Origin of the sequence: Acidovorax radicis (assembly GCF_020510705.1) — a bacterium.
Taxonomy (GTDB): domain Bacteria; phylum Pseudomonadota; class Gammaproteobacteria; order Burkholderiales; family Burkholderiaceae_C; genus Acidovorax; species Acidovorax radicis_A.
Genome location: NZ_CP075184.1, coordinates 3,660,985 through 3,677,467, shown reverse-complemented (window position 1 = coordinate 3,677,467; position 16,483 = coordinate 3,660,985). Strand labels below are relative to the sequence as shown.

General features: G+C 63.7%; 18 protein-coding genes. 10 read left to right on the top strand and 8 right to left on the bottom strand.

The window, feature by feature from the left end; all coding sequences use genetic code 11:
• Window positions 1-109 precede the first annotated feature (109 nt).
• The 4 genes from KI609_RS16825 to KI609_RS16810 all read left to right on the top strand — a co-directional run bounded on the left by KI609_RS16825 (window position 110) and on the right by KI609_RS16810 (window position 4,626).
• Entirely contained in the window at window positions 110-481 is a 372-nt protein-coding gene (locus tag KI609_RS16825) for a response regulator transcription factor (protein ID WP_226444709.1), read from the top strand.
• On the top strand, window positions 478-1,254 hold the full coding sequence (locus KI609_RS16820; protein WP_226444708.1) for an HD-GYP domain-containing protein: 777 nt from the start codon (window positions 478-480) through the stop codon (window positions 1,252-1,254). The genes KI609_RS16825 and KI609_RS16820 overlap by 4 nt, the downstream gene beginning before the upstream one ends.
• A gap of 68 nt (window positions 1,255-1,322) precedes the next feature.
• Window positions 1,323-2,093 carry an ABC transporter substrate-binding protein gene (locus KI609_RS16815; RefSeq protein ID WP_226450496.1) on the top strand — a complete coding sequence of 257 codons (771 nt, stop codon included), beginning with the start codon at window positions 1,323-1,325 and terminating at the stop codon, window positions 2,091-2,093.
• A gap of 64 nt (window positions 2,094-2,157) precedes the next feature.
• Entirely contained in the window at window positions 2,158-4,626 is a 2,469-nt protein-coding gene (locus tag KI609_RS16810) for a PAS domain S-box protein (RefSeq protein ID WP_226444707.1), read from the top strand.
• Window positions 4,627-4,770: 144 nt separating this feature from the next.
• Here KI609_RS16810 and KI609_RS16805 read toward each other — a convergent pair whose 3' ends face one another.
• The 4 genes from KI609_RS16805 to KI609_RS16790 form a co-directional block, all read right to left on the bottom strand.
• The gene (locus KI609_RS16805; protein WP_226444706.1) at window positions 4,771-4,941 is read right to left on the bottom strand and encodes a hypothetical protein; all 171 of its coding nucleotides are present in this window, start codon (window positions 4,939-4,941) and stop codon (window positions 4,771-4,773) included.
• A gap of 73 nt (window positions 4,942-5,014) precedes the next feature.
• Window positions 5,015-5,944: a transglutaminase-like domain-containing protein gene (locus tag KI609_RS16800; RefSeq protein WP_226450494.1), complete on the bottom strand. Its 930-nt coding sequence runs from the start codon at window positions 5,942-5,944 to the stop codon at window positions 5,015-5,017.
• Window positions 5,945-6,672: 728 nt separating this feature from the next.
• A complete protein-coding gene (locus KI609_RS16795) occupies window positions 6,673-7,041 on the bottom strand; it encodes a hypothetical protein (protein ID WP_226444705.1) in 369 nt (122 codons plus the stop codon).
• A 52-nt stretch (window positions 7,042-7,093) separates the two neighbouring features.
• On the bottom strand, window positions 7,094-7,840 hold the full coding sequence (locus KI609_RS16790) for an IclR family transcriptional regulator (protein WP_226444704.1): 747 nt from the start codon (window positions 7,838-7,840) through the stop codon (window positions 7,094-7,096).
• Between the two features lie 188 nt (window positions 7,841-8,028).
• On the opposite strand from KI609_RS16790, the gene KI609_RS16785 reads away from it, so the two are divergent.
• The 6 genes from KI609_RS16785 (at window position 8,029) to KI609_RS16760 (ending at window position 13,687) form a co-directional block, all read left to right on the top strand.
• Window positions 8,029-9,366, top strand: a complete 1,338-nt coding sequence (locus KI609_RS16785) for a flavin-containing monooxygenase (RefSeq protein ID WP_413463333.1) — start codon at window positions 8,029-8,031, stop codon at window positions 9,364-9,366.
• 10 nt (window positions 9,367-9,376) lie between these two features.
• Entirely contained in the window at window positions 9,377-10,312 is a 936-nt protein-coding gene (locus tag KI609_RS16780) for a bile acid:sodium symporter family protein (RefSeq protein WP_226444702.1), read from the top strand.
• Window positions 10,309-11,322, top strand: a complete 1,014-nt coding sequence (locus tag KI609_RS16775; RefSeq protein WP_226444701.1) for an NAD-dependent epimerase/dehydratase family protein — start codon at window positions 10,309-10,311, stop codon at window positions 11,320-11,322. The genes KI609_RS16780 and KI609_RS16775 overlap by 4 nt, the downstream gene beginning before the upstream one ends.
• Complete coding sequence (locus KI609_RS16770; RefSeq protein WP_226444700.1) at window positions 11,319-12,254, top strand: EamA family transporter; 936 nt, start codon at window positions 11,319-11,321, stop codon at window positions 12,252-12,254. The genes KI609_RS16775 and KI609_RS16770 overlap by 4 nt, the downstream gene beginning before the upstream one ends.
• 60 nt (window positions 12,255-12,314) lie before the next feature.
• Window positions 12,315-12,941 carry an ATP-binding cassette domain-containing protein gene (locus tag KI609_RS16765; RefSeq protein WP_226444699.1) on the top strand — a complete coding sequence of 209 codons (627 nt, stop codon included), beginning with the start codon at window positions 12,315-12,317 and terminating at the stop codon, window positions 12,939-12,941.
• A 113-nt stretch (window positions 12,942-13,054) separates the two neighbouring features.
• On the top strand, window positions 13,055-13,687 hold the full coding sequence (locus KI609_RS16760; protein ID WP_226444698.1) for a LysE family translocator: 633 nt from the start codon (window positions 13,055-13,057) through the stop codon (window positions 13,685-13,687).
• An 18-nt stretch (window positions 13,688-13,705) separates the two neighbouring features.
• Here the strand turns inward: KI609_RS16760 and KI609_RS16755 are convergent, their stop codons facing one another.
• From KI609_RS16755 to KI609_RS16740, 4 genes are all read right to left on the bottom strand, one after another.
• Window positions 13,706-14,545, bottom strand: coding sequence for a LytR/AlgR family response regulator transcription factor (locus KI609_RS16755; protein WP_226444697.1), 840 nt, complete (start codon window positions 14,543-14,545; stop codon window positions 13,706-13,708).
• Complete coding sequence (locus KI609_RS16750; RefSeq protein ID WP_226444696.1) at window positions 14,542-15,603, bottom strand: sensor histidine kinase; 1,062 nt, start codon at window positions 15,601-15,603, stop codon at window positions 14,542-14,544. The genes KI609_RS16755 and KI609_RS16750 overlap by 4 nt, the downstream gene beginning before the upstream one ends.
• A 26-nt stretch (window positions 15,604-15,629) precedes the next feature.
• Window positions 15,630-15,920 (bottom strand): 2TM domain-containing protein, encoded by a 291-nt coding sequence (locus tag KI609_RS16745; protein ID WP_226444695.1) that lies wholly within the window; start codon window positions 15,918-15,920, stop codon window positions 15,630-15,632.
• Window positions 15,921-16,146: 226 nt separating this feature from the next.
• Window positions 16,147-16,443: a 2TM domain-containing protein gene (locus tag KI609_RS16740; RefSeq protein ID WP_226444694.1), complete on the bottom strand. Its 297-nt coding sequence runs from the start codon at window positions 16,441-16,443 to the stop codon at window positions 16,147-16,149.
• Window positions 16,444-16,483 lie beyond the last annotated feature (40 nt).

Here is a 16,483-nt window from a genome sequence, read left to right as displayed (position 1 = left end):
CTTGTAATTGATAAATATGATTGATATGATCGAAAAATCGTAAGAAGAAGTTAAAAATAGCGTCTTTTGAGCCCTCAATGGAGGCGACTCATCCGAAAGTGATCCCCTCATGAAAAAAATCCTGATCGTCGAAGACCATATGGATATCCGTAAATTGCTCAAAATGACGCTGGAATTTGATGATTTTGACATCCATGAGGCAGCTACCGGCGATGCAGGTTGGACGCTGGCCCGTGAACTGCGGCCCGACATCGTGTTGCTGGATGTGATGATGCCCGGAACTCTGAACGGGCTGGATGTGTGTCGTCTCATCAAGGCAGACCCGCTGACCCGCCATACCAAGGTGATCATGCTGACGGCGCGAGTCCAGGCGGCTGACCGCGAGGCGGGCATTGCGGCGGGGGCGGACGACTACTTGATGAAGCCCTTCAGCACGCTCCAGGTGCTGGAAACGATCTATCGCCTGGAGGCCACGCTATGACCACTGCGAGCGCACAGGCCGGATGTCCGCTACTCGATGGGAATGCGCGGTGCTTTGACGAAGCGGCGGCGGCGCAGATGGAGCGATTTGTGTCGGATTTCGGGCGCATGTACTGCGAGCGCAATGAAGCTTTGCGCGAGGTGACGCGTGCCCACCATGCCGCGCTTTTTCAGCTCTCTGCCGCTGCGGATCTGAAGGACGATGACACGGGCGTTCATATCGTTCGCATTGGATATTTGGCAGAGGCGTTGGCACTTTTTCTGGGCCAAAGTCCCGACTATGCACGCATGCTGCGCAAGGCGGCGCCCATGCATGACATCGGCAAGATCGGCATCCCCGACAGCGTGCTCAAAAAGCCCGGCCCCCTGACGGCTGACGAGCGACAGAGCATGAACCGCCACGCCGCCATGGGCGCAGAGATTCTTGGGCGCTCGCACATCCCCGTTTTTTTGATGGCGGCCGAGCTGGCGTTGACGCACCATGAGCGTTATGACGGCGGGGGCTATCCCGCTGGTTTGGCAGGCGACGCGATTCCGTTGTCCGGCCGGATCACTGCAGTGGTGGATTTTTTTGATGCGGTGACCATGGACCGCGTATATCGGCCCGCTTTCACGGTGGAGCAAGCGTTGGAGATGTTGTCCGCTGAGCGGGGCAAGGCGTTTGATCCCCACGTGGTCGATGTGTTTTTGGCGCATGCCCATGAAATCAACGATTTACGGTGCAAGATCACGCGGGAATGCCCCTCGTTTGATGCACTGATCGATTCTTTGTGATGTACCTCCTCACCCTCGACACAGGCACCCAGGACATGAATACCAACAACTTTTGGCGACGCTGTGTGATGGCCGTTGGCGCGTGTCTGGCGGTGTGGTCCATGCAGGCCACAGCCGGGCCAGTGATGCAGAGGGTGCAGTCCGAGGCGGTGGTGAAGGTGTGCATCTGGCCTGACTATTACGGGGTGACATACCGCCACCCGCGCACGCAGGAGCTGGGCGGAATCGATATTGAACTGGCCGCTGAGCTGGGCCGTGACCTGAAGGCCAAGGTCGAGTTCGTGGAGTCGTCATTCCCCACGCTCATTGACGATCTGACGCATGACCGGTGCGACGTCGCCATGTTTGCCATCGGCATATTGCCCCAGCGGGCAGAGAAACTGGCGTTCACGCAGCCTTATCTGCGCAGCGATATTTATGGCGTCACCACCAAGAGCAATGCCGTGGTCAAGCAATGGTCGGACATCGATAAACCTGGCGTGATGGTGGCGGTGCAGTCGGGTACGTTCATGGAGCCTGCGATGGCACAGAGCCTCAAGAAAGCGACGATGGTTACGGTGAAGCTCCCAGCCACCCGGGAACGCGAGTTGATGGCCGGGCGAGTGGATGTCTTCATGACCGACTATCCCTACAGTCGTCGCTTGTTGGACAACGCAGACTGGGCGCGCCTGATTGAGCCGCCACAGCCGTTTTTTGTGTTGCCCTACGCATACGCCGTCAAGCCTGGCGATGAGGCCTGGCTGACTGTGATGGATGCTTTTGTGAGCCGTATCAAGCGTGATGGCCGGTTGAAGGCTGCAGCCAGCCACCACGGCCTGGATGCGATTGTGGTGCGCTGACATGGCGCTGTTTCGTCGACCCGTTTGGTCCGGACAGCGCTCCTGGTTTTCGCAGTCCAGTCACATGGTGCTGTTGGGCGGGGGGCTGTCTGTGCTGGCCACGCTGGTGGCGGTGGCTGCCTTGGCGGTCAATGACTTTCGTGCCGCGCGCGCCAACAGCGAGACGCACGCGGCCATGCTGGCCCGGGTGCTGGAAGACCAGGCCACACGGACTGTGGGTACCGCTGAACTGGCCCTGGAAGCCTTGTCGGGTGCCCCTGCGCTCAACGCTGCGTCGGCCGACCCTCGCAGCATGGCGGAGGCCCTCCAGCAGGCATTGGTGGGGCTGCCTTTTTTGCGAGGTCTTGCGGTGGTGGATGCCAGTGGGCGCGTGGTGGCCAGCACATTGGCGGGAGACGCGGATATTTTTGTGGACAGGGCCCTTCTCGGGCCCCAGGTCAGGCCGGGCCAGAGTGCGCTGGGGGGCGTGCTGGCCGGGCGTAGCTTGCAGAGCATTCGACTGCGCGGAACGCCCATGCACGCGCCCAAGGGCGTAGGCTATATCCCCCTGTTGTATGGGCATACCCATCCAGCCGGGCAAGCGCTGACGTTGGCTGCACTGATCAATCCTGACGCCTTGTCCAACTTCCAGAACCTGGCGTTGGAGTCGGAGCCGTTCGATTCGGTGGTCACGTCCTATGAGGGGCAAATTTTGGCCAGCTCTGGCGCTGCAACGGCCATGCTGGGGCAAAGCGTGCGGCATATCCCGGTGTTCAGCCAGTACTTGCCCCGGCGCGAACATGCCACGTATCTGGGCGCTGGTGTGTTGGGGCCTCACCAGATACTGAGCTTTCGTGCGTCTGAAACGAAGCCCTTGGTGGTCATTGTTGAAGAGTCGTACGACTCGGCGGTGTGGCGGTGGTTGGTAGACGCGCGCGCGCTGATTGGCATTGGCATCGCGCTGGTTCTGATGGCGCTGGGCCTGACCATCGCCGTGTGGCGCGGTGTGCGTAACCGTGAATCGGCGCATCAAGCGTTGCAGGGTGCGCAAGCGCGCATTGCCCAAAGTGAACGCGAGTTGACGGTGCTGATGCGCAGTGTGCAGGAGCTGATCTTTCGCACGGACTTGCGGGGCGTCATCACCTACGTCAATGCCCACTGGACAACGTTCAGTGGCAAGGACACCCAACGTGCGATTGGACAGCGGCTGCAGGATATTGTGGAGCCGCAAAGTCGCAGGGATGTTTTTAATGCCCTGGACCCCGGCTCTGACGAGGGGGTTCGCGTGTGTCAGGTGGCTGCACGCTTTGAAGAGGGGCGTGAGCTGATATTTCAGATGGCGGTGGTCCCGCTGCGGGTGGACGGGCGGATAACGGGCTTTGCAGGCAGCGCCGTGGATGTGACCGAGCGCTGGGCGGCAGAGCACCAGTTGCAGGCGCAAATAGCTTTCCAGGATCTGCTGCTGGAGACCAACCCGCTGCCCATCTCCGTGACCGACGCCGAGGGCCGTTTTGCGCGCGTCAACCGCGCATGGGAGGAATACAAAGGGTGGACGCGTGCTTCGGTGATTGGCAAAAAATTGGCCGATCTTTTTCCTCCTGATGAGGCGAAGGTACAAGAAGCTGCCAACGCGCAGCTCATGCGATGGGGTGGGCGCACCTATTTGGATATCAAGATTTCGCACGGCGATGGCTCGCGAAGGGACACGCGCATCGCCAAAGCGGCCATTGCCGACGAGAACGGACGGGTGACTGGCGTACTGAGCATCCTGATGGATGTGAGCGAGTTTCGCGAAGCCGAGCGGGCCACCCAGGAGGGACGGGATGCTGCCGAAGAGGCATCGCGTGCCAAGTCGGAGTTCGTGGCCAACATGAGCCACGAGCTGCGCACGCCCTTGCAGTCCATCATGGGTTTTGCCGAGCTGGGCGTGCTGCGCGGAAAAGCAACCCCTAAGCTGGTGGGAATGTTTGAAGACATCCATTCGGCAGGCCAGCGCATGCTGACCCTTGTGAACGACTTGCTGGATGTGTCCAAGCTCGAAAGCACCGTGGGCACTTTCCACATGGAGCGTATTGACCTGCGCGGCGTCATTCGCCCGGTGATCCGGGAGCTGGAGCCTTTGCTTGCACGCAGTCATTTGATGATGGAGGTGCGACTGTCGGACATGCCGCTGGTGGCCAAGGCCGACCCCTTGCGCTTTCAGCAGGTGATTCGCAACGTGGTGGCCAATGCCATCAAGTTCTCACCCCCCGGCAGCACCATCACACTAGAAGGTTACATGGACTCCAAGGGCCAGGCGCATCTGGTGATTCAGGACGAGGGACCAGGAATCCCGGATGCGGAGTTGGGCCGTATCTTTGAGGCCTTTGTGCAGTCCAGCAAGACCAAGGACGGATCGGGGGGGACAGGGTTGGGCCTGGCGATTTGCCGCAAGATCGTGGAAGCGATGGGCGGCCAGATATACGCCCGCAACAAGCCTGCCAGTGGCGCTGCCTTTCACATCGTTTTGCCAGCGCGGGGAGAATCGCAAACCCAGCCCGCACCGCTTGAGTAAAGCGAAAGTCCGGCCTGCCACAGAAGTCATCGCCGACGCCATTGCCAGCATCATTGCCGACATTTTGCAGAGCGCCACCAAAAACAAAGCCCTCGAAAGAGGGCTTTGTTTTTGGTGGCATGCGCGGGGTATGCCGCAGGCGATTTATCCGCCTTTGTTCGGGCGCTTGCCAGGGTTCTTCTTGCTGCGGGTGGCAACACCGCGCTCCAGGCTTACGCGCTGGCCGCGGCCACCGGTGCGCAGGCTGTAACCTGGCAGTGGCTTGGGTTGGGGAGTGGCCTTGCGGTCTGCTTCGGTGACGATCTTGTTGCCCATGGTGGTTCTCTGAGAAAGTGGAAAAAACGCTGATTTTAGGCCACAGCCGAGGTTCGGGGTTTTCGATGCCCCGTCAGGGTGCAGTGAAACCCGCTGCCATGCCCGAGCCACGGTCGGTGGACAGGGCTTGCGAGCCAAGGTGGGGAAGCACAAAGCCGCGCCCGGCATCCTCCACGGCAAATGCCCGAATCACCGGAGGGTGAGCTTGTACGCCCCCGAAAATTGTCGCAAATGCAACGTCAGCCGCGTCGCGGCCGGTGCAGATGCGCAAGAGCCCCATGGGCGTGGCGGTGCCCGACGGGTCAAACAGGTACCACCGGTCGCCCAGATAGACCTCGACATACGCGTGAAAATCGGGCGGCCCCAGGGCGGGATCTGCGCCGTAGTCGGTGCCGGTGGCAAACCGCGCAGGAATGTTCAGCGCACGGCACAACGTGATCATCAGGTGCGCGAAGTCCCGGCATACGCCCACCTGCGTCACCAACGTGTCCACGGCAGAGGTATTGGCGTCGGAGGTGTTGGACACAAAGGACACCTGCTGTTGGACCCAGTTGCAGATCGACTGCACGCGGCTGTAGCCGTGGGGCAGGGCGCCAAATTCATTCGCCGCGAGGCGCAGCAGGCGGTCCGATTGGCAATAGCGGCTGGGGTACAGATAGTGGAGGGTGTCCGCAGGCAAGCATTGCACAGGCACTTCACGCAGCGTGCAAGGGTCCGCAGCATGGTGCGAGATGTCGACGGTGGCGTTGTACTGCACGTGCAGTGTGCCGGGTTCGCCACGCAAACGCAGGGTGCGGTTGGCCGTGACGGGGTCTGTGTGCATCGTGTGCGCAATGTCCTGGCTGAGCTTCAGGCGTTCGTTATCCACCCATTGGTGAGGCGTTTGGGCCGCGTGAATGTTGAAAATGAAATCGGCTCCGTAGCGATCAATGTCGTACTCCAGATCGATTTGCAATTCCAGGCGAACACGGGTCTGGTGGTTTGACGGCGGTTGCAAGCGCATGGGGGGCACATTGCCAGGGGTGTGCGCTGGCGTGCGGAGTGCAAACAGCGGGCTATTCATAGCGGTGTGCGCTATGGTCACATGTGCACCCTGTATGCGTGAGACGGGTGGGGGTGCCGATGTGCATGCGCCGCAGATGTTTCACCTGCATGGTGCAAGGTTCAAAAGGCTGAAAAAGGGCGTGCATGAAAAATCCTCCGGGCGTTGCGCACCGGATACCCGGCAACCGCTGTCCACAGCTTAGAGAGGCCATGACGCAGCGCCTGTAGGCGGACGGCTTTCTTGGGTGACGGTACCGGCCGATGGGGCCAAGGATGGACGCGAATGACAGACGCGCCTACAACAAAGACAAAGGGGTAGGTGCCTACCCGCCCGCTGGTGGAGTGGGCTGTCTTTTGCGATCACCCAGCGCACATGCCGGCTGGTGGCTTCGCATGTTTAGAATCTGTTCAAAATCTTTTCGGAGATCGCATTGGAGTGCAATCGGGATGAGTGGATGCTTCGGATGCGCAGCATGGGCTCATGCCCATGCAAGCAGCCGGGGCGTCCAATCGCCCGATTTCACTCCAACCCTTCGGGCAAGTGCCTTGCTGGGCGGTCTGCGGCGTTGCTGCGCTTGTGGATAGCCGCGCTATCCACTGCACCCCGCGCCTTGTATCCCATCCCAGCAAGGTACTTGTGTGACCCTGAAAAGATCTTGAACAGGTTCTTAGAACGTGAACACGTTCTTACGCCAGATCGAACGCGCTGCGCAGTGCCGCGCAAAACTGGGCATGGCCGCTGAGCGACAGGGTGACGGTAGATCGGGGCGGAGCGGGTGTGCCGGGGGTGGCGACGATGCGGCCAGTGGCGGCGTCAAAGTCCATTGCCATCGGTGTCGTAATCTCTTGCAAGCCTTGCAGGTCGCACTGCCAGAGCCCTCCGTCTTCAGAGGGGCCGCAGGCATCGGGGAAGCAGGCATGTGCCCATGTCAGCACGGCGGCCACTTCAGCATGCAGTGCTGCAACCTGCGAGGGCGCCGCACTGGCCATGGCGTCGAATGTGCCGGTGCCCTCATCGTCTTCGCTGTAGTCGAAATCCAGGAAATGAAGCGTCATGGTCGGGGCATGGTGGAGTCGGTAAAAAGAGGGGGCGTGCCGGCAGGGCTGGTCATGTGCTGATGCGGGCCAGTGTCTGCGCCGCTGCATTCAGCCGTGGAATCTGTTGCAGCGCCTGCGGCAGCGACATGCGTGCGCAGGGAGCTTGCAGTGCGACCGCGCAGCGCACGTCGCGATGCCCCCTGCCGGGCACCGGCACGGCCACGCATACCAAGCCATCCACAAATTCTTCGGCGTCGGTGGCGTATCCCTGTCGCAGGATCTGGTCGAGCTCTGCCTGCAGCGCCCTGGCATCGGTCAAGGTGGTGGCTGTGTGGCGGGTGAGCGGCAGGCCATCGAGGAGCGCCGCACGGCGTGCTGGCGCCAGATGGGCCAGAAACAGCTTGCCGCTGGCAGAACAGTGAATCGGCACCCGCGTGCCCGGGCGCAGTTCCATGCGCAGCGGAAAGGCAGACTCCACCCGGTCCAGGTAGATCACCTCGGCGCCGCTCAGTGCCGTGAGGTTGCAGCTTTCGCCAATGTCTGCCACCAACTGGCGCAGCACGGCATGGCGCACGCCTTGCTGCGTGCCAGCCGTCAGCGCGTCTTCTGCCAGGCGCAGCAGGCGTGGTGCGGGGGCGTAGCGTCGCCCGCCGGGCTCACGCGTCAGCAGGCCGCCGCTTTCGAGTTGCGCCAGCATGCGGTGCACGCTGGGCTTGGGCCAGCCCGAGGCTTCGATGGCCTCGGCAAGGCTGAACGGGCGGCCGTGGGCGCACATGGTTTCGAGCAACTCGAACAGGCGCAGGCTAGGTGTGGTCATAAATCCCGAAATTCGAGACGAATACGCAAATCATTTCGAGATTATTGCGCGTGGTTGATAAGCTGCAAACCACTATTTGACGGCGCCACCACGGCATCGGATCGCCACCGCTGACGGGCCCTCGCTCGCATGTCAAACATGCCGAGATGGGCCACTCATCCACAACACCGATAGAAAGCACAATAAAAATGAGCTTGGAGACACTCCCTGAAGGAGCCGATACCCGCGCACAGATAGCCCTGATCGGCGCCGGGCCCAGCGGTCTGGCTGCTGCCCGCAACCTGCAGAAGCTGGGCGTGCCGTTCCAGGGCTTTGAAGCGCACACCGATGTGGGTGGCCTGTGGAACATCGACAACCCGCGCAGCACCGTGTACGAGTCGGCGCACCTGATCTCCAGCAAGCACACCACCGAGTTTGCCGAATTCCTGATGCGCACCGAGGTGGCTGACTACCCCAGCCACCGCGAGATGCGGCAGTACTTCATGGACTTTGCGGAGCACTTTGACCTGCGCCCGCACTATTGGTTTGGCACGCAGGTGCTCAACGTCGAGCCTGTGGGCGAGGGCGCCGCTCCGCTGTGGCGTGTCACCTGGAGCCAGCATGGCGGCCCCGCGCAGACGGCAGAGTTCAAGGGTGTGGTCATTGCCAATGGCACCCTGGCCGAGCCCAACATGCCGCGCTTTGAAGGCCAGTTTGACGGTGAACTGCTGCACACCAGTGCCTACAAAAGTGCCGAGCTGTTCAAGGGCAAACGTGTGTTGGTGGTGGGCGCTGGCAACTCGGGCTGTGACATTGCGGTGGATGCGGTGCACTACGCGCGCAGTGTGGATCTGTCGGTGCGGCGCGGCTATTACTTCGTGCCCAAATACCTGTTTGGCAAGCCTGCCGACACGCTGGGCGGCAAGCGCCCGCTGCCGCCCTGGCTCAAGCAGAAGATCGACAGCGTGGTGCTGCAGTGGTTCACGGGCGACCCGGTGCGTTTTGGCCTGCCCAAGCCCGACTACAAGATGTACGAGTCGCACCCCGTGGTGAACTCGCTGGTGCTCCACCACCTGGGCCATGGGGACATCCATGTGAAGCCCGACATCGCGCGCTTCGATGGCCACACCGTGCACTTCAAGGACGGCCGCGCACAGGACTACGACCTGGTGCTCTGCGCTACCGGCTACAAGCTGCACTACCCCTTCATCGACCACAGCCTGCTCAACTGGCAGGGCATGGCGCCGCAGCTGCACCTCAACATCCTGTCGCCGCGCTTCGACAACCTGGCCGTGATGGGGATGATCGAAGCCAGCGGCATCGGCTGGCAGGGCCGCTACGAACAGGCCGAGCTGGTGGCACGCTTCTTCAAGGCGCAGGCCGAGGGGTCGCCGTGCGCCCAGGCCCTGCGCCAGGCCAAGGCGGGCCCGCAACCCGATCTGTCGGGCGGGTTCAAGTACCTCCAGCTCGAACGCATGGCGTACTACGTGCACAAAGACACCTACCGCAACGCGGTGCGCGCAGCGTCTGCGGCGCTTGTCGCCTGAAAGGACCTTCATGCTGCCTGTCGACGAAATACGCCTCAACTTCAACCCCGCATCGCTCGTGGCGCTTAACGTGGTGCTGGGCTTTCTCATGTTTGGCATTGCGCTCGATACGCGCGTGGCCGATTTCAAGCGCGTGCTGCGGATGCCAGGCGCCATGGCGGTAGGCATTGCGGCCCAGTTCGTCGTGTTGCCTGCCGTGACCTTCGGGCTCACGCTGCTGCTGCAGCCCGGCCCCAGCATTGCACTGGGCATGATCCTGGTGGCGTGCTGCCCGCCGGGCAATGTGAGCAACATCCTCACGCACCGCGCCGGGGGCAATGTGGCGCTTTCGGTGTCGATGACGGCGATATCGAATGCCTTGGCCATCGTGCTCATGCCGCTCAACTTTGCGTTCTGGGGCGGTCTGCACCCCACGGCGGCGCCGCTGCTGCGCAGTATTGCGCTGGACCCGATGGAGATGGCGGGCCACATCGTGGCCATCATCGGGCTGCCTTTCGTGCTGGGCCTTGTGTGTGCTGAAAAGCTGCCGCGATTGGCTCAGCGGGTGAACAGGCCCTTGCGCATCCTCAGCTTTGTCTGCCTGATCGGTTTCATCATCGGTGCCGTGGCAGGCAACTGGCGCTACTTCCTGGACTATGTGGGGCTGGTGCTGCTGGCGGTGGCACTGCACGACGCGCTGGCCTTCGGCACGGGCTATGCCTGTGCCCGCGCCTGCGGCCTGCCAGACTACGACCGGCGCGCCGTGAGCATCGAAGTGGGCATCCGCAATGCCGGGCTGGGCCTGGTGCTGATCTTCAGCTTCTTTGGCGGGCTGGGCGGCATGGCCGTGGTGGCGGGTGTGTGGGGCTTCTGGGACATCATCGCGGGCCTGGTGCTGGCGGGGTGGTGGGGCCGCAGACCGGCCGTGATGCCAGTGGTGGCGGCTGCCAAGGAGCATGGCGCATGACCGAATCTTCTTTGACAACGCGCCGCATTCTGGTGACCGGGGCCGATGGTTTTTTGGGCCGGAGCGTGGTGGCGGCGCTGGCGCGCGAAGGTGTTTCCATGCTGGTGGCCGCCGATGTGCGCGAGGTGCCTGCCGAGCGTCGCCTGCCGGGCGTGACCTACCTTGTGCAGGACGTGCGCGACCCCGCGCTGGCGCAGACGCTGGCTGACCATGCCATCGACAGCGTGGTGCACCTGGCCTCCATCGTCACCCCCGGCAAGGGCTCCAGCCGCGCATTCGAGTATTCCGTGGATGTGCTGGGCAGCAAGAATGTGCTGGATGCCTGTGTGGCGCAGGGCGTGGCGCAGGTGGTGGTCAGCTCCAGCGGGGCCGCCTATGGCTACCACGCCGACAACCCCGCCTGGCTGCGTGAGACCGATGCGCTGCGCGGCAACGCGGTGTTTGCCTATGCCCACCACAAGCGGCTGGTCGAAGAGATGCTGGCCCAGTACCGCGCTGAACATCCCGCCCTGGCGCAGACGGTGCTGCGCATTGGCACCATCCTGGGCGAGCGGGTGGACAACCAGATCACGGCGCTGTTCGACAAGCCGCGCCTGCTGGCCATCCGTGGCAGCGAGAGCCCCTTCGTCTTTGTCTGGGACGAGGACGTCACCGGCGCCATCGTGCATGCGTTGCGCACGCAGCGCGCGGGCTGCTTCAACCTCGCGGGCGATGGCGCACTTGCGCTGCGCGAGATCGCGCGGCGCCTCGAAAAACCCGTGCTGGAGTTGCCCGCTGGCCTGCTGCGTGCCGCGCTCGCGGTGGGTTCCACGCTGGGCGTGAGCCGCTATGGCCCTGAGCAACTGGACTTTCTGCGCTACCGGCCGGTGCTGCTCAACACCGCGCTCAAGGAGATTCTGGGCTATGTGCCCGGCAAGACCAGCGCCGAGGCGTTCGATGCCTTCGTGGCGGCCCGGGCGCGCCAAGGGCGGCCGGTGGCTGCGGCTGGGGCTCCGGCGGTGCCTGCATGACCGCGCGGACACTGAGCCGCGGCGACCTGCTGCGGGCGCTGGCCGTGGTGGTCATCTGGGGGCTGAATTTTGTGGTGATGAAGCTCGGCTTGCAGGGGCTCAGCCCCATGCTGCTGGGCGCCCTTCGCTTCACCGCTGCATCACTGCCTTTTCTGCTGTTCGTTCCACGCCCGTCGCTGCCCTGGCGCTTTGTGGTGGGCTATGGGCTGGCGCAGGGGCTGGGGCAGTTTGGTTTTCTGTTCCTGGGGCTGCAGTTGGGCATGACGGCGGGCATGGCATCGGTGGTCATGCAGACGCAGGCATTTTTTACGCTGCTGTTGGCCGCCCCTATGCTGGGTGAGCGCGCCAAGCCTTGGCAGTGGTGGGGTCTGCTGCTGGCGTTTGGTGGCCTCATGACGATTGGTCTGGCCCATGGCGAAGGGCCGGGGCAGATGACGCTCGCTGGGTTTGTGCTCACGCTCGGCGCCGCCTTCATGTGGGCGGTGTCCAACCTGGTGGTGCGGCGCGCGGCGCGGGCCGGGGCGTATGCGCCGCTTCCTTTCATCGTGTGGAGCAGCGTGGTGCCCATCGTTCCATTTTTTGCGTTGGCGATGTGGACCGAGGGCGCGAGCGGCGTACTGGCTCAGTTACAGGCCATTGATCGGACGGCGGTGCTGGCGGTGGGCTACCTGGCGTTGCTGGCCACCTTGCTGGCCTATACGCTGTGGACGCAACTGCTGCAGCGCCATGCGGCCGGGCGTGTCACGCCGTTTTCGCTGCTGGTGCCCGTGGTGGGGCTGTGGGCTGCCTACGCATTTTTGGGCGAAACACCCTTGCCGCTGCAATGGGCGGGCGCGGCGGCCGTGTTGTGTGGGTTGGTGGTTAACCAGACCGGTGGCTGGCTGGTGGCACGCTGGCGGCGCAAAGCCCAGGCAAACTCGACCGCTCTCTAGAATCTTGGACCGGCGCAGGCTTGAACGGAATGCCCTGCGCCACGAACCCAAGGAAGCAGGATGTCTGAGAACGTGGTGTTGCGGGTGGAAGGTCTGTGTTTTGCCTACCCCGAATGTGGGGTGCTGGAGCAGTGGTCGGCGGCGCTACCCGCAGGTTTGACGCTGGTGCGTGGCGACGAGAGCAGTGGCAAGACCACGCTGCTGCGCCTGCTGGCGGGGCAACTCCAGCCACAGGCCGGGCAGATCAGGCTGCAGGGGCTGAGTCCAGGCGATGCGCCCAAGGCCTATGCGCAAAAAGTGTTCTGGGCCGACCCCCGCTCTGGCGATCTGGATGCACTCACGGCCCGGGGCTGGCTGGGCAGCCTGCCCGCCCGCTACCCGTTGTGGGATGCCGCAGCGCTCGCTGCGCACACCGAAGGCTTCACGTTGCACGAACATCTGGACAAGCCGTTCTATGCGCTGTCGACCGGCAGCAAACGCAAAGTGCTCATGGCTGGGGCCTTGGCCTCGGGCGCGCCGCTGACCTTGATCGACGAGCCCGTGGGCGGGCTCGACAAGCCATCGGCCGCGTACCTGGGCCGCGCCCTGGCGCAGGTGGCCGGCCAGCCGGGGCGCGTGGTGGTGGTGGCGCACTACGAGTCCTTGCCGGGTGTGCCTTGGGGCACGGTGGTGGAACTGAACGGTTGAGTTGAGTCCGGGGCACCGGGCGCCTGTGTCGCCCGCCCCCCCCCGTTTGTGCCCCCGCTTGTTTTAGACTGCACCGCTATCTGGTGTTTTCCCGTTCCCTGAAGGACTGTTCCATGGACGCGCTTCTTTTTGCCCCGGTGGCGGTTGCCATTGCGCTCACGCCCGGCCCCAACAACTTCTGCGGCCTGAACAACGGCATTCGTGCGGGGGTGGGCGCAGCGCTGGTGGCCACGGTGGGGCGGGTGGCGGCATTTGCGATCTTCCTGACCGTGTCTGCAGTGGGTCTGGGGGCCATGTTGCTGGCGTCTGAGGCGGCTTTCACCGCTGTGAAATGGGTGGGGGCGTGCTATCTGTTCTGGCTGGGGTTGCGGGCCTGGCGCAGCCGAGAGTTCAGCGGCCTGGAGGTGATCGACGGCGGCGAAGTCAAGACCAGTGGCGCACCGGTTCACCTCAAAGCGCTCATTGCCCAGGAGTTCTTGCTGGGCATCACCAACCCCAAGGCCATCATTTTGTTCGCGGCGATCTTTCCGCAGTTCATCGACCCCAGCCAACCGGCCCTGCACCAGTTTGTGGTGCTGGGGGCTGTGTACCTGGGGGCCGAATTTGTGTCCACGGCGGTTTATGCGGCCGGGGGCCGGCAGATCCGCCGGTTTATCCGCACCTCGCAGGGCGTCGTGCGCCTCAACAAGGCCACCGGCGGGTTCTTCATGGGAGCGGGTGGCCTGCTGCTGGCCGCCCAGCGCTGACGCTGACGCCACGGGGGGTTACATCGCCTTGAACAGGTGGGCGTAGAGGCGGCTTACGGGCAGTTTTTCAGCGCGGCCTGCCAGCTCCAGATGCAGCTTGCCCACCTCGTCGCGTGTCACGGTGGTGATGGCGCTGGCGCGCACCAGGGTGCTGCGGTGGATCTGCCAGAACAGCTGGGTATCAAGCTGGGCCGTCAGCTCCTTGAGCGGCGTGCGGATCAAATATTCACGTGCCGCAGTCAGCACCCGCACGTATTTGTCGGCCGCTTCAAAGTACAGCACGTCGGCCACGGGCACCATGTGGATCTGGCTGCCGCTGCTGGCCTGGATGAGGGTGAGGGGCGCGGTGCTGCTCGGCGGTGCTGCCGCGGGCGGCGACGCGATACCGGGCGCTGCCAACAGGTGGCGCAGCTGCTCCATGGTTGCTTCTAAATTGATAGCTGGTTGCGCTTTATTCATAAGCGCTAGCTGCAGTTTTTGCACTGTTTTTTGCAAGCGGGCCGCTTGCACGGGCTTAAGCAGGTAGTCCACGGCCTGTGCTTCAAACGCCTGCACCGCGTACTGGTCGTAGGCCGTCACGAACACCAGCGCGGGAAAGGGACGGCCGGAGGGGCCTTCGGTGGGCCAGGCGTCGGCCAGCTCTACGGCGGCATCCAGCCCGCTCTGGCCGGGCATGCGGATGTCGAAGAACAGCACGTCGGGCAGCAGAGCCAGTGCCTGCTTGACGGCCGACAAGCCATCCCCCACGGTGGCGGCGATCTGCAGCGTGGGCCAGGCACGGGCCAGCTCCTGCTGCAGCGCGGCGGCCAGCAGGGGTTCGTCCTCGGCAATCAGGGCGCGGGGGGCGGGCTGGTTCATGGGTGGGTGACGGATTTCAAAGGAAAAACGACGCTAGCGCTTGTCCCGCCTGCGCTGGCAGCTATCAAATCAAGAGTTCCTGCGGCGCCATGCAAGGTGGCCAGGCGCTCGCGTACCTGGGTCAGGCCAAAACTCTGGCCAGGGCCCGGGGTGGGCAGGGTGCCCTGCAGGCCCGCGCCGGTGTCGTTGACCTCGATCACCAGCAGGGGGCCGCTGGGCGCGGCACGCGTGCTGGCGCGCACGGTGATGTGGCCGCCTTCCACTTGGGGCTCCAGGCCGTGGCGAATGGCGTTTTCCACCAGGGGTTGCAGCAGCAGCGGGGGCACGGGCACATCCCGCAACGCATCGGGCAGGTCCAGCGTGTAGGCCAAACGCGGGCCCATGCGCACGGCCATCAGTTCCAGGTAGTCGTGCAGGCGGTCAAATTCGTTGGCCAGCGGGTGCTGGGTGCTGCGCGATGCGGTGAGTGTGGCGCGCAGGTAGGCAATGATGCGGTCGAGCATGGCCTGCGCGCGCACGGGGTCGGTGCCGATCAGCATGCGCAGGTTGGCCAGCGTGTTGAACAGCATGTGGGGTTCGAGCTGGGTTTCCAGCAGCTTGAGCTGCGCCTCGCTGGCCTGGCTGCGCACCTCATGCACCTTGGCTTGCAGCCAGGCGCTTTTGCCATTGATGTAGAAGTAGTAGATGGCCGCCACACCTGCTAGCAGCGTGATGCCGATGGAGATGCGCAACTGCGCCCGGCCGCGCTCGTCCCAGGACGAGATACCGCACCACCAGTCGGCCAGCAGGGTGCCACCGAGGTAACCGAGAACGATGCCCGCCACCGGCAGCACCACGCCTGCAATGCCTGCGGGCCAGCCCGTGTCGTCGCTCGACGTGAAAAGGTGCCGCCCGAAGTCGATGAGCGCCCAGGTCAGGACGCCGATGGCCAGCGAGTAGCGTGCAGCGATGTCGTAGGGCTTTTCGGGCTGGAACGCATACTGGATCGCCGAGATGGCCAGGCAGAACGCAATCGTCTGCAGCAGGCGGCGCAGCTTGTCGATCCAGTCGATGGTCATGGTGGTGCGGCCGCTGCGCTTGGGGGTCAGTCCCTGTCGCGTTGGCGCTGGAGGCGTTCGCGCTCCTTTTGCACCATGCGCTCGCGCAGGCCACTGCCGGTGCCCAGCACGAACACCGAGATGCCGTGCAGCGCCAGGCCCAGCCCCCAGCCCAGCAGCGGGTACACCGACCAAGGGCGGTTGCCAAAGCCATAGCGCGACATCCCCCAGAGCATCAGATTGACCAGGGTGAAGACGGCCGCGTGCGCGTACCAGCCTAGTTTGGCACCAGCGCGCTTGCGGGCCAGTTGGTCGATATCTTCGGGTGTCATGGGCATGGAGGGATCATTCTAGGGCGGCCCCGTTGCAGGGTGGGCAGGGGCGGCGTTCAGGGGATACCAGCCCGCGCAGGGCGGGCCGTCAGGGCGCGCGGCGCAGTGGGCCCAGCCGTTGGGTGGCGAGGCCGCCCAGCCTCCCAGGCCTGTTCCGGCTTGGCTTGCCGCATGGAGACACAACGCACAAAAGGGCGGTGATCCAGCGCCTTGTCATGGCGGCTCTTTCGTATCAAGAACCGGTGTTCTGCTGGGCAATGCGGTCGCGCTCGGCCCGCACCATGCGCTCGTGCAGGTCAGAGCCCCCCGCCACGAGAAACACAACCACCCCATGCACGGCCAGGCCGATGCCCCAGCCCACGGCCGGGAACACCGCCCAGTGGCGACCGCTGGTGGCCGACAGTGTGACCAGTAGCAGATTGACCACAAGGTACACCCCCGCGTGCATGTACCAGCCCAGTTTGGCCCCGGCGCGCTTGCGGGCCAGGCGTTCGATGGGGTCGGTGATCAGAGGGTGGTGGTTGCGCATGAGAGGCTCCAGAAAGTTCGGGAAAAGGGGGGGCTCAAGA

Coding starts and splice junctions, on each gene's coding strand:
- KI609_RS16825 (WP_226444709.1), top strand. CDS start 110: ATGAAAAAAATCCTGATCGTCGAAGACCATATGGATATCCGTAAATTG.
- KI609_RS16820 (WP_226444708.1), top strand. CDS start 478: ATGACCACTGCGAGCGCACAGGCCGGATGTCCGCTACTCGATGGGAAT.
- KI609_RS16815 (WP_226450496.1), top strand. CDS start 1,323: ATGGCCGTTGGCGCGTGTCTGGCGGTGTGGTCCATGCAGGCCACAGCC.
- KI609_RS16810 (WP_226444707.1), top strand. CDS start 2,158: ATGGTGCTGTTGGGCGGGGGGCTGTCTGTGCTGGCCACGCTGGTGGCG.
- KI609_RS16805 (WP_226444706.1), bottom strand. CDS start 4,941: ATGGGCAACAAGATCGTCACCGAAGCAGACCGCAAGGCCACTCCCCAA.
- KI609_RS16800 (WP_226450494.1), bottom strand. CDS start 5,944: ATGCGCTTGCAACCGCCGTCAAACCACCAGACCCGTGTTCGCCTGGAA.
- KI609_RS16795 (WP_226444705.1), bottom strand. CDS start 7,041: ATGACGCTTCATTTCCTGGATTTCGACTACAGCGAAGACGATGAGGGC.
- KI609_RS16790 (WP_226444704.1), bottom strand. CDS start 7,840: ATGACCACACCTAGCCTGCGCCTGTTCGAGTTGCTCGAAACCATGTGC.
- KI609_RS16785 (WP_413463333.1), top strand. CDS start 8,029: ATGAGCTTGGAGACACTCCCTGAAGGAGCCGATACCCGCGCACAGATA.
- KI609_RS16780 (WP_226444702.1), top strand. CDS start 9,377: ATGCTGCCTGTCGACGAAATACGCCTCAACTTCAACCCCGCATCGCTC.
- KI609_RS16775 (WP_226444701.1), top strand. CDS start 10,309: ATGACCGAATCTTCTTTGACAACGCGCCGCATTCTGGTGACCGGGGCC.
- KI609_RS16770 (WP_226444700.1), top strand. CDS start 11,319: ATGACCGCGCGGACACTGAGCCGCGGCGACCTGCTGCGGGCGCTGGCC.
- KI609_RS16765 (WP_226444699.1), top strand. CDS start 12,315: ATGTCTGAGAACGTGGTGTTGCGGGTGGAAGGTCTGTGTTTTGCCTAC.
- KI609_RS16760 (WP_226444698.1), top strand. CDS start 13,055: ATGGACGCGCTTCTTTTTGCCCCGGTGGCGGTTGCCATTGCGCTCACG.
- KI609_RS16755 (WP_226444697.1), bottom strand. CDS start 14,545: ATGAACCAGCCCGCCCCCCGCGCCCTGATTGCCGAGGACGAACCCCTG.
- KI609_RS16750 (WP_226444696.1), bottom strand. CDS start 15,603: ATGACCATCGACTGGATCGACAAGCTGCGCCGCCTGCTGCAGACGATT.
- KI609_RS16745 (WP_226444695.1), bottom strand. CDS start 15,920: ATGCCCATGACACCCGAAGATATCGACCAACTGGCCCGCAAGCGCGCT.
- KI609_RS16740 (WP_226444694.1), bottom strand. CDS start 16,443: ATGCGCAACCACCACCCTCTGATCACCGACCCCATCGAACGCCTGGCC.